We start from the raw sequence: 14,855 nt of genomic DNA on the forward strand, positions 1-14,855 counted from the left end.
GGTTTGAAAAGGGTGTCGAGGGTGTCGGGGGTGGCACGAGCGGCGCGCCTCATTTGACACATCAGGCGCCACATCGTACGCGACCCCGGCTCAGGCTGTGTGACGTTTGCGGTAGCCGTCGAGGAAGCGCGCGATCCGGTTGATCGAATCCGCGAGGTCGTCGACGTTCGGCAGGAACACGACACGGAAGTGATCCGGCGTCTTCCAGTTGAAGCCAGTGCCCTGCACGAGCAGCACGCGCTCTTCGAGCAGCAGGTCGAGGATGAACTGCTGGTCGTTCTGGATCGGATACACCTTCGGGTCGAGGCGCGGGAACATGTACAGCGCCGCCTCGGGCTTCACGCAGCTCACGCCGGGGATCGCCGTCAGCATGTCGTAGGCGAGCTCGCGCTGCTTGTACAGGCGCCCGCCCGGCACGATCAGGTCGTTGATGCTCTGATAGCCGCCGAGCGCGGTCTGGATCGCGTACTGGCCGGGCACGTTCGGACACAGCCGCATCGACGCGAGAATGCCGAGCCCTTCCAGATAGTCTTTCGCGAGCCGGCGGTTCTCGCCGGTCAGGCCCGAAATGGCCATCCAGCCGGCGCGATAGCCGCACGAGCGGTAGCTCTTCGACAGGCTGTTGAACGTGACGGTCAGCACGTCTTCGGACAGCGACGCCAGCGACGTGTGCGTCTTGCCGTCGTAGACGATCTTGTCGTACACCTCGTCGGCGAAGATCACGAGGCCGTGCTGGCGCGCGATCTCGATCAGGCCGAGCAGCAGTTCGTCCGAGTACAGCGCGCCGGTCGGGTTGTTCGGGTTGATCACGACCAGCGCGCGCGCGTTCGGCGTGATTTTCGCGCGGATGTCATCGAGGTCGGGCATCCAGCTATTCGACTCGTCGCAGATGTAGTGCACCGGCGTGCCGCCCGCGAGGCTCACGCCGGCGGTCCACAGCGGGTAATCGGGCGCGGGCAGCAGCACTTCGTCGCCGTCGTTGACGAGGCCCTGGAGCGCCATCACGATCAGCTCGGACGCGCCGTTGCCGATGTAGACGTCGTCCAGTTCGACGCCGTGCACGCCCTTTTTCTGCGTGTAGTGCATGATCGCCTTGCGCGCGGCGAACACGCCCTTCGAGTCGGAGTAGCCCGACGAGCTGGGCAGGTTCAGGATCATGTCCTGAATGATCTCGTCCGGCGCCTCGAAGCCGAACGGTGCCAGATTGCCGATGTTCAGCTTGATGATGCGGTGACCCTCTTCTTCGAGCCGCTTCGCATGTTCGAGGACGGGCCCGCGAATGTCGTAGCAGACATTCAACAACTTGTTGGATTTGAGAATTGGTTTCACGGCGGGCACTTGATCCTGGTTGATGGCTGGGGCAAACCTTGGGCAAACGGGGCCTGGCTGACGACGCCGGGCCGCTCGGATTCACCGCTACGGGGAATTCGGACGCGACGGCGGCCAGTCGCGAAATGGGGTCGAACTGTCGAGCGGCCGCGGCTTTTCGGGTTCCGGCGTGAAAAAAAACGCAGCGAAAGCGGGCGATGCCAACCCAGGTGGCCGGTGGGCCACGGCGATGCGCCCAGCGCGGCTTGTGGCGGCACTTGAGCGAGGGGCGCCGCAAGGCGGCTAAAAAGTTATAATTTAGCGGATTTTGGCCGACTTCCGCAATGCACCACCCGCATCGGCAAGCCTTTTCGGCCTTCTCGTGTGTCACACGCGTCGAACCGCGCGGCCTGTGCGACGTGCAGCCAGGCCGGCAACACGCATGACGTCTCACGACGACTTCGGAAAACCAATTTGAAATTACATCAGGATTCCAGCGGCGCGCTCAATACCGTTACCGGCTACGGCGCCGACTACGTCGAAATCAATCTGGTGCGTCACGCGGGCAGTATTCTCGTGCTGCCGGACGCGCCGGTCATTCCCTGGCCCGTCTCGTCGTTCGAGCAGTTGAGCGCCGAGCATTTCGCGATGCTGGTCGACGCCGCGCCCGAAGTGGTCGTGTTCGGCAGCGGCGAGCGGCTGCGCTTCCCGCACCCGCGCCTGACCGCCGCGCTGACCGCGAAACGCATCGGCGTAGAAACGATGGACTTCAAGGCCGCCTGCCGCACCTACAACATTCTGATGGCCGAGGGCCGCAAGGTCGCGGCCGCGTTGCTGATCGAGGCCTGAGCGTGCCCGGTTCTGGCCCCCCGCGTCGCGCCCGTGCGCGCGCCGTCGATAACAAGAAGGGTTGATATTTCATGAACGATACGCCGTCGAGGCTACCGCTCAATCGCACCGCGATCCTGTTGCTGGTGCTGGTTCTCGCCGTGATCTGGTTCGTGCCGCTCGGCTGGCGCCATCTGCTGCCGAGCGACGAAGGCCGCTACGCCGAAATGGCGCGCGAAATGTTCCTGACCGGCGACTGGATCACGCCGCGCTACAACGCCTACAAGTACTTCGAGAAGCCGCCGCTGCAAACCTGGGCGAACGCGCTGACGTTCGCGTGGTTCGGCATCGGCGAATGGCAGGCGCGCCTCTATACCGCGCTGACGGGCTTCGCCGGCGTGCTGCTGATCGGCTTTACCGGCGCCCGCGTGTTCAACGCGGCGACCGGCGTGTTCGCGGCACTCGTGCTCGCCTGTTCGCCGTACTGGAACCTGATGGGCCACTTCAATACGCTCGACATGGGCCTGTCGCTCTGGATGGCGCTCACGCTGTGCGCGCTGCTGCTCGCCCAGCGCCCGAATCTGCGGCCCCCATGCGTGCGCGGCTGGATGTGGGTGTGCTGGGCGTCGATGGCGCTGGCGGTGCTCTCCAAGGGCCTGGTCGGGCTGATCCTGCCGGGCGCGGTGCTGGTGCTCTACACGCTGATCGCGCGCGATTGGGCGCTGTGGAAGCGTCTGCATCTGGTGAGCGGGCTGATCGTTTTTTTCGCGATCGTGACGCCGTGGTTCGTCCTCGTGCAGCAGCGCAATCCGGAATTCCTGAACTTCTTCTTCGTCGTTCAGCAGTTCAAGCGCTATCTGACGCCCGAGCAGAATCGCCCCGGCGCGTTCTACTACTTCGTGCCAGTACTGCTGGTGGGCTTCCTGCCGTGGCTGTCGGTAACCGTGCAAAGCGTGCGCCACGCGTGGCGCCAGCCGCGTCAGCCGAACGGCTTCGCGCCGGTCACGCTGATGCTCACGTGGATCGTCTTCATTTTCCTGTTCTTCAGCGCGTCGCACTCGAAGCTGCTGTCCTACACGCTGCCGATCGCGCCGCCGATCGCGATGCTGATCGGCATGTATCTGCCGCTCGTCACGCGCGAGCAGCTGCGCCGGCATCTGGCGGGCTACGCGCTGTTTTTCGTGGTCGCCGCGTTTGCGGCGCTGTTCCTGCCGCGCTTCGGCACCGCGCGCAATCCAGCCGAGCTGTATGCCGAATACCGCGTGTGGGTGCTCGCCGCGCTAGCCGTCGCGTTCGTGCTCACGCTGTTCGCGCTGTGGCTGAACCGCCGCGGCCAGGGCGGCGTGGGCGCCAACGCGCGAGTCGGTCTCGGCAGCCTCGCCGCGTTCGGCGCGGGCTGGCTGCTGCTCGGCACCATCGCGGGCACCGGCCACGACGTGTTCGGGCGCCTGAGTTCCGGCGCGCCGCTCGCGCCCGCGATCAAGGCCGAGCTCGCGAAGCTGCCGCCCGACACGCCGTTCTACTCGGTCGGCGTGCTCGACCACACGCTGCCGTTCTACATCGGCCACACGATGATCATGGTCGCGCACCCGGACGAGCTCGCATTCGGCGTGTCCGTCGAGCCGCAAAAATGGGTGCCGACGGTCGACGCGTGGATCGAGCGCTGGAAGGCCGATCGCTACGCGCTCGCGCTGATCCCGCCGCCGACCTACGACCGCCTCGTCAAGCAAGGCGTGCCGATGCAGGTGATCGCGCGCGATCCGCGCCGCGTGGTGGTGATGAAGCCGCTCGCCGACGCGGCTCCCGCCGCCGCCCCGGCCGCAGCGGCAGCAGCAGCGCCCGCTACCCCCGCTACCCCCGCTAACGCCGCCTCGGCAGTCGTGGAAGTGAGGCCCGCGGCATCGGCCACGCCGGCCCCCGTCTCCACGCCCGCGGCAAAGCCCTAACCCTTTCGAGAACCAGACCGTTCGATGAACCCGATTTCCCTGTTCTGCATCCTGGCCGGCGTCACGCTGAATGCCGGCGCGCAGCTGCTGCTCAAGGCCGGCACGAATGCCGTTGGACACTTCGAATTCACCCGTGCGAACATCCTGCCCATCGGCTTCAAGCTGGCAACCCAGCCGCCGATCATCGGCGGACTCGCCTGCTACGTGATCAGCGTGGCGGTGTGGATCATCGGGCTCTCGCGCGTGGACGTGTCGATCGCCTATCCGATGCTGTCACTGGGCTACGTCGTCAACGCGATCGCCGCGTGGTACCTGTTCGGCGAAGTGATGTCGGTGCAGAAGCTGGTCGGCATCGGCATCATTCTCGTCGGCGTGGTCGTGCTCGCGCGCAGCTAGGCGCGGCGCCCCGCGTAGGAACCGGCGCGGCACACGCGCCGCCTAAGCGTGACGTAAGGTAGGCCGCGGTAAGCTGTGCGGTTGCGTTTTTTAAGCCGCGGCCTTGGGTTTGCGGGTAGTTTGTGGTTTACTTCGCGCCCGTCGGGCGGCGCCCCTTTCAATCGAGCGATGCATTCATGAGCCAGTCACAAGTCCCGTTTTTGCCGTTTGTCAAACCCGAGATCGACGAGGAAACGATCCAGGGCGTCGCCGACGTGCTGCGTTCCGGCTGGATCACCACCGGCCCGCAGAACCAGAAGTTCGAGGCCGCGCTGTCCGAGTTCTGCGGCGGCCGCCCGGTGCGCACCTTCAATTCCGGTACCGCGACGCTCGAAATCGGCCTGCGCATCGCCGGCGTCGGCCCCGGCGACGAAGTGATCACGACGCCGGCCACCTGGGTGTCGACCTGCAACGTGATCCTCGAAACCGGCGCGACGCCAGTGTTCGCCGACATCGACCCGATCACGCGCAACATCGATCTCGACCTGCTCGAAAAAGCGATCACGCCGCGCACCAAGGCGTTGCTGCCGGTGTTCCTGTCGGGCCTGCCGGTCGACATGGACCGTCTGTACGGGATCGCCCGCGCGCACGAGCTGCGCGTGATCGAAGACGCCGCGCAGGCATTCGGCTCCACCTGGAACGGCGAGCGCATCGGCAAGCTCGGCGACATCGTGTCGTTCAGCTTCCACGCGAACAAGAACCTGACCTCGGTCGAAGGCGGCGCGCTGGTGCTGAACAACGAGGAAGAAGCGGTGCTCGCGCAGAAGTACCGGCTGCAGGGCATCACGCGCACCGGCTTCGACGGCATGGACTGCGACGTGCTCGGCGGCAAGTACAACCTGACCGACGTCGCCGCGCGTGTCGGCCTCGGCCAGCTGCCGCATCTCGAGCGCTTCATCGCGCAGCGCAAGAAGCTCGTGCGCGCGTACTTCGCGCAACTCGAAGGCGGCGCGGCCCTTCGGCTCGGCGTCGGCCTGCCGCCCGCGGACTTCGAAAACAGCAACTGGCACATGTTCCAGATCACGCTGCCGCTCGAAAAACTGTCGATCGACCGCGCCGGCTTCATGGGCGAGCTGAAGGAGCGCGGCATCGGCTCGGGCGTGCACTACCCGGCGCTGCACCTGTTTTCCCTGTACCGCGCGCGCGGCTTCAGGGAAGGCATGTTCCCGCACGCGGAGCGCTTCGGCGCCACCACCGTCACGCTGCCACTCTTCACGCTGATGAACGAAGGCGACGTCGAGCGCGTGTGCCGCGCGGTCAACGAAATTTGCGAACACTACGGAAAATAAGCGGACATGACTTATTCGGAACATCGCGCCGTCGCACCGGAAGTGTCGATCATCATTCCGGTGTATAACGAGGAAGCCGGACTGGCCGCGCTGTTCGCGCGCCTCTATCCGGCGCTCGACGCGCTCGGCACCGGTTATGAAGCGATCTTCATCAACGACGGCAGCCGCGACAAATCCGCGGCGCTGCTCGCCGGGCAGTTCCGCGCGCGCCCCGACACCACGCGCGTGATCCTGCTGAACGGCAACTACGGCCAGCACATGGCGATTCTCGCTGGCTTCGAGCAGTCGCGCGGCGACATCGTGATCACGCTCGACGCCGACCTGCAGAATCCGCCCGAGGAAATCGGCAAGCTCGTCGCGAAGATGCGCGAAGGTTTCGACTACGTCGGCACGATCCGTCGGCAGCGCCAGGACAGCCTGTGGCGCCGCAAGGCGTCGCGCGCGATGAATCATCTGCGCGAGCGCATCACGCGCATCAAGATGACCGACCAGGGCTGCATGCTGCGCGCCTACAGCCGCCATATCGTCGATACGATCAACCGCTGCGGCGAAATCAACACGTTCATCCCGGCGCTCGCGTACACGTTCGCGCAGAATCCGGTGGAAATCGAGGTCGCGCACGAGGAACGCTTCGCCGGTGAGTCGAAGTACTCGCTGTACTCGCTGATCCGTCTGAATTTCGACCTCGTCACCGGCTTCTCGGTAGTGCCGCTGCAATGGCTGTCGTTCATCGGCGTGATCCTGTCGCTAGGGTCTGCGGCGCTGTTCGTCCTGCTGCTGATTCGCCGTTTCATCATCGGCGCGGAAGTGCAAGGTGTGTTCACGCTGTTCGCCATCACGTTCTTCCTGCTCGGCGTGATCATCTTCGCGCTCGGCCTGCTCGGTGAATACATCGGCCGGATCTATCAGCAGGTGCGTGCGCGGCCGCGTTATCTGGTGCAGACCATTCTCGAGCAACGCGACGGCGGGGCCGTCGCCGAAGCGCCGCGTCAGACCGTCGTGCAAGGCGTGCAGCCGGTGCCGGTCGCCGACCAGGGACACCATCCATGAAGCCGCGCGCCGTCGTATTCGCGTATCACAACGTCGGCGTGCGCTGCCTGCAGGTGCTGCTCGCGCGCGGCGTCGAGGTCGCGCTCGTCGTGACCCACGAAGACAACCCGAGCGAGAACATCTGGTTCGGCAGCGTCGCATCGGTGGCAGCCGGGCACGGCATTGCCGTCGTCACGCCGGCCGATCCGAAGAGCCCCGAACTGCGCGCCGCGGTGAGCGCCGCGCGGCCGGACTTCATCTTCTCGTTCTACTACCGCCACATGTTACCGCTCGACCTGCTCGCGATCGCCGCACGGGGCGCTTACAACATGCACGGCTCGCTGTTGCCGAAGTATCGTGGACGCGTGCCGACCAACTGGGCGGTGCTCAACGGCGAAAGCGAAACCGGCGCAACGCTGCACGAAATGGCCGCGAAGCCCGACGCCGGCGCGATCCTTGCGCAAACACCGGTGCCGATCCTGCCCGACGACACCGCCGCGCAGGTCTTCGACAAGGTCACGGTCGCCGCCGAGCAAACGCTGTGGCGCGTGCTGCCGGCACTGCTCGCGGGCGAGGCGCCGCATCTGCCGAACGATCTCGCGCATGGCAGCTACTACGGCGGGCGCAAACCGGAAGACGGCCGCATCGACTGGAATCAGTCCGCTCAACAGGTCTACAACCTGATCCGCGCGGTCGCGCCGCCGTATCCGGGCGCGTTCACCGAGCTGAACGGGCGCCGTTTCATCGTCGCGCGCGCGCGTCTGGCCGCGCCCGGCGCGCTCCGCTCGGATTTGCCCCCGGGCCTGCACGTAAGCGATAATGCCGTTTTCGCGATCTGCGGCGACGGCCGCGCGATCAACATCCACGAATTGCGGCACCAGCACGACGGCGGCGAGTCTGCCGTCAGTCCGGCGGAATTCGCCCAGCTCATCCAATCTCATTCATGAAAAAAGTCCTGATTCTGGGTGTGAATGGCTTCATCGGCCATCACCTGTCCAAACGCATTCTCGAAACCACCGACTGGGAAGTGTTCGGGATGGACATGCAGACCGAACGTCTCGGCGACCTCGTCAATCATGAGCGGATGCACTTCTTCGAAGGCGACATCACGATCAACAAGGAATGGGTCGAATATCACGTCAAGAAGTGCGATGTGATTCTGCCGCTCGTCGCGATCGCCACGCCCGCAACGTATGTGAAGCAGCCGCTGCGCGTGTTCGAACTCGACTTCGAGGCGAACCTGCCGATCGTGCGTTCAGCCGTCAAGTACGGCAAGCATCTGGTGTTTCCGTCGACCTCCGAGGTCTACGGCATGTGCACGGACGAGCAGTTCGATCCGGAAGAATCGCAGCTGTCGTACGGCCCGATCAACAAGCCGCGCTGGATCTACGCGTGCTCGAAGCAGCTGATGGACCGCGTGATCTGGGGCTACGGCATGGAAGGCCTGAACTTCACGCTGTTCCGTCCGTTCAACTGGATCGGCCCGGGCCTCGACTCGATCTACACGCCGAAGGAAGGTAGCTCCCGCGTGGTCACGCAGTTCCTCGGCCACATCGTGCGCGGCGAGAACATCAGCCTCGTCGATGGCGGCGCGCAGAAGCGCGCGTTCACGGACATCGACGACGGCATCAGCGCGCTGATGAAGATCATCGAGAACAGGAACGGCGTCGCCACCGGCAAGATCTACAACATCGGCAACCCGATCAACAACTTCTCGGTGCGTGAGCTCGCGCACAAGATGCTGGCACTCGCGGCCGAATTCCCCGAATACGCGGACTCGGCCAGGAAGGTGCAACTGGTCGAAACGTCGTCGGGCGCGTACTACGGCAACGGCTATCAGGACGTGCAGAACCGCGTGCCGAAGATCGACAATACGAAGCAGGAACTCAGCTGGGCACCCACGTCGACTTTCGACGAAGCGCTGCGCAAGATTTTCGAAGCGTATCGCGGCCACGTCGCGGAAGCCCGCGCACTCGTCGAACAGCAATAAGGGCGCGTCCTTGGCTCGCATCGTCCTGAAGATCGACGTCGACACGCTGCGCGGCACCCGCGAAGGCGTGCCGAATCTCGCGCGCATCTTCGACCGCTTCAAGGCGCGCGCCACCTTCCTGTTCAGCCTCGGGCCCGACCACACCGGTTGGGCGATGCGCCGCGTGCTGCGGCCGGGCTTTCTGAAGAAGGTGTCGCGCACGTCGGTGGTCGAGCATTACGGCGTCAGGCAGTTGATGTACGGCGTGCTGCTACCCGGTCCGGACATCGGCGCGAAGGCCGCGGCCGAGATGCGCGCGATCCACGAAGCCGGCTTCGAGTGCGGCATCCATACGTGGGATCACGTGTATTGGCAGGACAACGTGCGCGCCAAAGATCGCGCGTGGACCGTCGCGCAGATGCAGCGGAGCCACGCGCGGTTCATCGAGATATTCGGCGCGCCGCCCGTCACGCACGGGGCCGCGGGCTGGCAGATGAACGGCCACGCGTTCGAGCAGATCGACGCGTGGGGCATGCGCTACGCTTCCGACGGCCGCGGCCACTCGCCATATCTGCCGGTGGTCGACGGCAGGACGCTGAAGCACGTGCAGATGCCGACCACGCTCCCGACGCTCGACGAAGTGCTCGGTGTCGATGGTGTCGATACGCACAACGTCGCCGCGTGGATGCTGAAACAAACTGAAAAAAATCCGCACGACCAGGTGTTCACGCTGCACGCGGAACTCGAAGGACAGAAACTCGCGCCGGTTTTCGAACAGTTGCTCGAAGGCTGGCGCGCCCAGGGCCACACGTTCGCGACGATGGGCGATTACTACGCCACGCTAGACCGCGACACGCTGCCATCGTACCCTGTCGCGTGGGGCGAGATTCCGGGACGCTCCGGCGAACTGATCGTCCAGCCCTGAAGGCCCGCGACGCGGGAGTCGTTAGAAGGCGCGCCGCTTGTTACCCGCCCGTTGCCCGCCTGTTGCCCGCTTCCTTGCCGGGTCTGACGATCGGACGACCGCGCGCCGACCGTATTCCCGAACAACAACAACCTCGACGACAGACCGGCCGACGCCGCGGCACCTAGCGACGCCAGCCCCAATAACCGGAGAACCTCGTGTCCATCGCAGTCGACCAACCCATCCCCGACTTCACCGCCGCCGCGACGGGCGGCGAAATTACGCTGTCAAAGCTGCGGGGCAAGAAGGTGGTGCTGTATTTCTATCCGAAGGACAACACGCCGGGCTGCACGACCGAAGGGTTGCAGTTCCGCGATCTGTATCCGAAGTTCAAGAAAGCCGGCGCGGAAGTAATCGGCGTGTCGCGCGACAGCCTGCGTTCGCATGACAACTTCAAGGCTAAGCTCGAACTACCCTTCCCGCTGATTTCCGACCCGGAAGAAACGCTGTGCGCCCTCTTCGCCGTCATCAAAATGAAGAAAATGTATGGCAAAGAGGTACGGGGCATCGAGCGCTCCACGTTCCTCATCGACGCCGATGGCGTGCTGCGCCGGGAGTGGCGCGGCGTTAAAGTGCCGGGCCACGTCGACGACATTCTGGAGGCTGTACAAGCGCTTTGATGCGCGTTATATTGGCCCGCAATGAGTGCCTGTCCACCCCACATTGTTCTCCGCTGCGCCAGCCCTGACGGCCGCCTGACCGGATCCACCGGTGCCGTGCGGAGCGTGAGGCGCAACGTGAGCATCATCGTCGAGCCGCTTGCCCCGAATGCCGGGGCGGCGGCTTTTTTAATTGCGCGCGACCGTTCGTTCATTGGTTCACGCGCTTCCGTCAAGGAGCCTATCGAAAACCAGGCGAACCGGCATCTCTAGACCGAATGCGCGCCTCCTTGCGCAAACTCGATGTCCCATGAGGGCATCGTCAGAATGCGACGGGCGGCGCACGATATGTGACCCGATCATTCCGAGGGAAACCATGCCTTTGCCTACTCCCCCCAACAAGCTCGGCAATCTTTTGTCGCCTGACGAATACAAGGCCAAAGCCGTCACGCCCGCGCGCTCCACCGCGAAAAAACAGGCGCGTGAAGGGGAATCCGCAGAGTCGGCCGATTACGGCCGCGTCAATGTCGCCACACCGATGGCGCACGCTGCCAACGCCGCCACCACGTTGTGGCCCGTGCCCGCCGTCGAGTCGCCGCCCGCCGCGCAACCCGCGCCCGCGCGCGGCCGCAAGACCAGGCAGACCGCCGCGCTGTTGCAGCCGGTTCCGTCCGCGCGAGCGCAGCTCGAAGCCGACGCGGCCGAAGCGCAGACGATCGTCGCACGCGCGCCTGCCGCGAAGCAGCGCACGGACGAAACAGCCGCCGCGCCCGCCGCAGCGAGCCCTGCCGCCACGCGCAAGAAACGTGGCACGGGCGCCACGCCAGCCGAGGTGCAGAAGCTTTTCGTGCTCGACACCAACGTGCTGATGCACGATCCGAGCTGCCTGTTCCGCTTCGAGGAGCACGACGTCTATCTGCCGATGATGACGTTGGAAGAGCTCGACAACCACAAGAAGGGAATGTCGGAAGTCGCGCGTAACGCGCGTCAGGTGAGCCGCACGCTCGACGCGCTCGTCGCGAACGCGGGCGACATGGCCGACGGCATTTCGCTCGCGCGTCTGGGCAGCCGCGAGGCGTCCGGGCGGCTGTACTTCCAGACCCGGCTGACCGCGATCGAGCCGGTCGAAGGTCTGCCCGAAGGCAAGGCCGACAACCAGATCCTCGGCGTCGTGCGCGCGCTGCAGCGCGATCGCGCGGATCGCCAGGTCGTGCTGGTGTCGAAAGACATCAACATGCGCATCAAGGCGCATGCGCTCGGTCTGCCCGCCGAAGACTACTTCAACGACCAGGTGCTCGAGGACAGCGACCTGCTGTACACGGGCATCCGCGCGCTGCCGCAAGACTTCTGGACCAGGCACGCGAAGGGCATGGAAAGCTGGCAGGACACGAAAACCGGCACCACGTACTACCGCGTGACGGGTCCGCTGTGCGCATCGATGCTGGTCAACGAGTTCGTTTATCTGGAGCCGCAGAACGGCGAGCCCGCATTTCATGCGCTGGTGCGCGAACTGAACGGCAAGACCGCGCTGCTGCAAACGCTGCGTGACTATGGCCACCACAAGAACAACGTGTGGGGCATCACGGCGCGCAATCGCGAGCAGAACTTCGCGCTGAACCTGCTGATGAATCCGGACATCGACTTCGTCACGCTGCTCGGCCAGGCCGGCACCGGCAAGACGCTGGTCGCACTCGCGGCGGGTCTCGCGCAGGTGCTCGACGACAAGCGCTACAACGAGATCATCGTGACGCGCGCGACGGTCCCGGTCGGCGAAGACATCGGCTTTCTGCCGGGCACCGAAGAGGAAAAGATGCAGCCGTGGATGGGCGCGTTCGACGACAACCTCGAAGTGCTGCAGAAAACCGACGACGCCGCCGGCGAATGGGGCCGCGCCGCCACCCAGGAGCTGATCCGCTCGCGCCTGAAGATCAAGAGCATGAACTTCATGCGCGGCCGCACGTTCGTCGACAAGTATCTGATCATCGACGAGGCGCAGAACCTGACGCCGAAGCAGATGAAGACGCTCGTCACGCGCGCGGGTCCGGGCACGAAGATCATCTGCCTTGGCAACATCGCGCAGATCGATACGCCTTACCTGACCGAGGGCAGTTCGGGCCTGACCTATGTGGTCGATCGCTTCAAGGGCTGGGCGCACAGCGGACACGTAACGCTCGCGCGCGGCGAGCGCTCGCGCCTCGCTGACTACGCGTCGGAGATTCTCTAGAGGTTTGCCGTTTTTTTCCGGCGTTTGATCGCAGGCCGCGTCCGGTTCGTTCCGGACGCGGCTTTTTTTGTTGCGTCGACGTTCCACGCAGGCAACACTTAGCGCACAAACTTCAAGTAATTTATCAACAATTCTTGCCGCAGCCTTGTTGGGCGGCTACCATCCCGACATCCTCAGTGAGTAAATGGGCGCTTACCGCCCGTGCCGTCTTCATGCGCCGACTCGCCTTATCGCTGCTGCCCGTCCTGCTGCTCGCCGCCTGTGCCGGCGCGCCGCAGAAGACGTCGCGCGGGTCAGGCGGCAGCGTCGTCGCGAACGGCGCCTATCGCGCGCCGCCGCCCGGCTTTCCCCACTTCGTCGATCACAGCATCGGCCGCGAGGAAATCTCCATCCAGGCGATGAGTCTCGTCGGCGTGCCCTACCGGTGGGGCGGCAATACGCCCGACAGCGGCTTCGATTGCAGCGGGCTCGTGCGGTACGTCGTGCTGCGCGCGGCGTCGGTGAACCTGCCGCGCACGACGGCCGAGATGAGCGGGCGCGGCGAGTCGATCGAACCGGACGAAATCGCGCCGGGCGATCTGATCTTTTTCAACACGACCGGGCGCGCGCATTCGCACGTCGGCATCTACGTGGGCAAGCTGCGCTTCGTCAACGCGCCATCGACGGGCGGCACCGTGCGGCTCGACTATCTGACCAATCCCTACTGGGCGAAGCGCTTCGACGGCATCCGCCGGATGGCGGGACCGGCGGCAACGCCGGCGCCGTTCGATACGCCGAGCTATCAGGCTGCGGCGCCGCAAACCGAGCGAGGTGCTGCGGTCGCGGCGACGGGCACGGCAACAACCGTGGCAGTTCCGGCAGCGTCGACCTACGCGGGCCCGACGGCGCTGTCCAGCCCGGCGTCGATGGCAACGGCCCGGCCGGTCGCGAGCGCGACGCCGGCGACCCGTGCAGGCGGCGGCACGTCCGTCGTGCAAGCCGATCAATTCGAGCCGCCGCCGTCGGGCCTCGGCGCCGCGCAGCTGCAGGCACGCTCAGCGGGCGCCGTGGCAGCGACGATGGTCCCCGCGGCTCAGGCGAGCACGTTTGAAAGCGGCGCTCGTTCGCCCGCTCAACCGATGCAGTCCGCGACGACCGCCCGCACCCTTGCCCAACCTTCACCCGACCCGATCGACGCCGCCGCCGATGCATTCGAACCGCCGCCACCCGCCTCCATCGCGGAACGCCAGGCGCGGCAGATGCAGCAGACCGAAGGCACTGGATCCGTGCAGCTCATGCGTGCGTCGACGGCTTCCCACGGCGTGCCCGCACCCACGCAAAGCAGCGACGACCCGATCGCCCGTTTCGCGAACGGCAACTTCTGACGCCGTGATCTGCTATCGTCATCGATATTCTTTCGACGGCGGGTAACGACCATGGAACTCGGGCTCAGAAATAAGGTGGTGCTCATCACCGGCGGCAGCAAAGGCATCGGTTTCGCGTGCGCGCGCGCCTTCGCACAGGAAGGCGCGAAGGTCGCGATCGTGTCGCGCGACCCCGCCAACCTTGCGCGCGCCTACGAACAGCTGAAACAGGAAGGATTCCACGTGCACCGCACGCGCGCCGACCTGCACGAAGCGCACAGCGCCGCCGATATCGTCGAGGAAGTCAGCACCGCCGTGGGCCCGATCGACGTACTGGTCAACAGTGCCGGCGCCGCGCGCCGGTACGACCCCGAGGCGCTCGATGCCGACGCATTCCGCGCGACGATGGAAGCGAAGTATTTCCCGTATATCTATCCGCAGCAGGAAGTGCTGCGCCGTATGGCCGAGCGCGCGAAAGCCAACGGCGGTGCCGAGCCGGGCACGATCGTCAATATCATCGGCATGGGCGGCAAGGTCGCGAGCGACATCCATATCGCAGGCGGCGCGGCCAACGCGGCGCTGATGCTCGCGACCGTCGGCCTCGCGCACTACTACGCGCGCTATGGCATCCGCATCAACGCGATCAATCCGGGCTCGACGCTGACCGAGCGCGTCGAGGAAGCGGTCCGGCTGGAAGCGGCGCAGCAAGGCATCGGCAATGACGAAGCGCTGGCGCGCGGCCAGGCCCGGATGCCGCTCGGGCGCTATGCAAAGCCGGAGGAAATCGCCGACGTGGCGCTGTTCCTCGCGAGCCGCCGCGCGAGCTATGTGACGGGCGCGATCATTCCGATGGATGGTGCGAATGCGCCGCTGATCTGAACGCGTCGTGCCACGCGCTTTTTAGTCGAACTGCGTAGGGAC

General features: G+C 65.3%; 14 protein-coding genes. 13 read left to right on the forward strand and 1 reads right to left on the reverse strand.

Features of this window, described 5'->3' with window-relative positions; translation table 11 throughout:
• Positions 1–90 precede the first annotated feature (90 nt).
• A complete protein-coding gene (locus HDG32_RS04545) occupies positions 91–1,338 on the reverse strand; it encodes a pyridoxal phosphate-dependent aminotransferase (protein ID WP_311539526.1) in 1,248 nt (415 codons plus the stop codon).
• A gap of 444 nt (positions 1,339–1,782) precedes the next feature.
• Here HDG32_RS04545 and HDG32_RS04550 point away from each other — a divergent pair, with 444 nt between their 5' ends.
• The 13 genes from HDG32_RS04550 to HDG32_RS04605 all read left to right on the forward strand — a co-directional run bounded on the left by HDG32_RS04550 (position 1,783) and on the right by HDG32_RS04605 (position 14,813).
• A complete protein-coding gene (locus HDG32_RS04550; protein WP_090804589.1) occupies positions 1,783–2,157 on the forward strand; it encodes an Mth938-like domain-containing protein in 375 nt (124 codons plus the stop codon).
• A gap of 71 nt (positions 2,158–2,228) precedes the next feature.
• On the forward strand, positions 2,229–4,082 hold the full coding sequence (locus tag HDG32_RS04555) for a glycosyltransferase family 39 protein (RefSeq protein ID WP_184063744.1): 1,854 nt from the start codon (positions 2,229–2,231) through the stop codon (positions 4,080–4,082).
• 24 nt (positions 4,083–4,106) lie between these two features.
• The gene (locus tag HDG32_RS04560) at positions 4,107–4,478 is read left to right on the forward strand and encodes an SMR family transporter (RefSeq protein WP_013089326.1); all 372 of its coding nucleotides are present in this window, start codon (positions 4,107–4,109) and stop codon (positions 4,476–4,478) included.
• Between the two features lie 176 nt (positions 4,479–4,654).
• Positions 4,655–5,806: a DegT/DnrJ/EryC1/StrS aminotransferase family protein gene (locus tag HDG32_RS04565; RefSeq protein ID WP_184063747.1), complete on the forward strand. Its 1,152-nt coding sequence runs from the start codon at positions 4,655–4,657 to the stop codon at positions 5,804–5,806.
• A 6-nt stretch (positions 5,807–5,812) separates the two neighbouring features.
• Positions 5,813–6,856: a glycosyltransferase gene (locus tag HDG32_RS04570; RefSeq protein WP_184063750.1), complete on the forward strand. Its 1,044-nt coding sequence runs from the start codon at positions 5,813–5,815 to the stop codon at positions 6,854–6,856.
• Entirely contained in the window at positions 6,853–7,782 is a 930-nt protein-coding gene (locus HDG32_RS04575) for a formyltransferase (protein WP_184063753.1), read from the forward strand. The genes HDG32_RS04570 and HDG32_RS04575 overlap by 4 nt, the downstream gene beginning before the upstream one ends.
• A complete protein-coding gene (locus HDG32_RS04580) occupies positions 7,779–8,825 on the forward strand; it encodes a bifunctional UDP-4-keto-pentose/UDP-xylose synthase (RefSeq protein WP_184063756.1) in 1,047 nt (348 codons plus the stop codon). The genes HDG32_RS04575 and HDG32_RS04580 overlap by 4 nt, the downstream gene beginning before the upstream one ends.
• A 10-nt stretch (positions 8,826–8,835) precedes the next feature.
• Positions 8,836–9,729: a polysaccharide deacetylase family protein gene (locus HDG32_RS04585; RefSeq protein ID WP_184029077.1), complete on the forward strand. Its 894-nt coding sequence runs from the start codon at positions 8,836–8,838 to the stop codon at positions 9,727–9,729.
• Between the two features lie 197 nt (positions 9,730–9,926).
• Positions 9,927–10,388 carry a peroxiredoxin gene (locus tag HDG32_RS04590; RefSeq protein ID WP_184063758.1) on the forward strand — a complete coding sequence of 154 codons (462 nt, stop codon included), beginning with the start codon at positions 9,927–9,929 and terminating at the stop codon, positions 10,386–10,388.
• Positions 10,389–10,505: 117 nt separating this feature from the next.
• Entirely contained in the window at positions 10,506–10,640 is a 135-nt protein-coding gene (locus HDG32_RS36160) for a hypothetical protein (RefSeq protein ID WP_260321379.1), read from the forward strand.
• Between the two features lie 103 nt (positions 10,641–10,743).
• The gene (locus HDG32_RS04595) at positions 10,744–12,591 is read left to right on the forward strand and encodes a PhoH family protein (RefSeq protein ID WP_184063761.1); all 1,848 of its coding nucleotides are present in this window, start codon (positions 10,744–10,746) and stop codon (positions 12,589–12,591) included.
• 212 nt (positions 12,592–12,803) lie between these two features.
• Complete coding sequence (locus HDG32_RS04600; RefSeq protein ID WP_184063764.1) at positions 12,804–13,955, forward strand: C40 family peptidase; 1,152 nt, start codon at positions 12,804–12,806, stop codon at positions 13,953–13,955.
• Positions 13,956–14,006: 51 nt separating this feature from the next.
• A complete protein-coding gene (locus HDG32_RS04605; RefSeq protein ID WP_184063767.1) occupies positions 14,007–14,813 on the forward strand; it encodes an SDR family oxidoreductase in 807 nt (268 codons plus the stop codon).
• The last annotated feature ends 42 nt before the right edge of the window (positions 14,814–14,855 follow it).

It is taken from the genome of Paraburkholderia sp. CI2 (assembly GCF_014201055.1).
Classification (GTDB): Bacteria; Pseudomonadota; Gammaproteobacteria; order Burkholderiales; family Burkholderiaceae; genus Paraburkholderia; species Paraburkholderia tuberum.

Coding starts and splice junctions, on each gene's coding strand:
- HDG32_RS04555 (WP_184063744.1), top strand. CDS start 2,229: ATGAACGATACGCCGTCGAGGCTACCGCTCAATCGCACCGCGATCCTG.
- HDG32_RS04560 (WP_013089326.1), top strand. CDS start 4,107: ATGAACCCGATTTCCCTGTTCTGCATCCTGGCCGGCGTCACGCTGAAT.
- HDG32_RS04565 (WP_184063747.1), top strand. CDS start 4,655: ATGAGCCAGTCACAAGTCCCGTTTTTGCCGTTTGTCAAACCCGAGATC.
- HDG32_RS04570 (WP_184063750.1), top strand. CDS start 5,813: ATGACTTATTCGGAACATCGCGCCGTCGCACCGGAAGTGTCGATCATC.
- HDG32_RS04575 (WP_184063753.1), top strand. CDS start 6,853: ATGAAGCCGCGCGCCGTCGTATTCGCGTATCACAACGTCGGCGTGCGC.
- HDG32_RS04580 (WP_184063756.1), top strand. CDS start 7,779: ATGAAAAAAGTCCTGATTCTGGGTGTGAATGGCTTCATCGGCCATCAC.
- HDG32_RS04595 (WP_184063761.1), top strand. CDS start 10,744: ATGCCTTTGCCTACTCCCCCCAACAAGCTCGGCAATCTTTTGTCGCCT.
- HDG32_RS04600 (WP_184063764.1), top strand. CDS start 12,804: ATGCGCCGACTCGCCTTATCGCTGCTGCCCGTCCTGCTGCTCGCCGCC.
- HDG32_RS04605 (WP_184063767.1), top strand. CDS start 14,007: ATGGAACTCGGGCTCAGAAATAAGGTGGTGCTCATCACCGGCGGCAGC.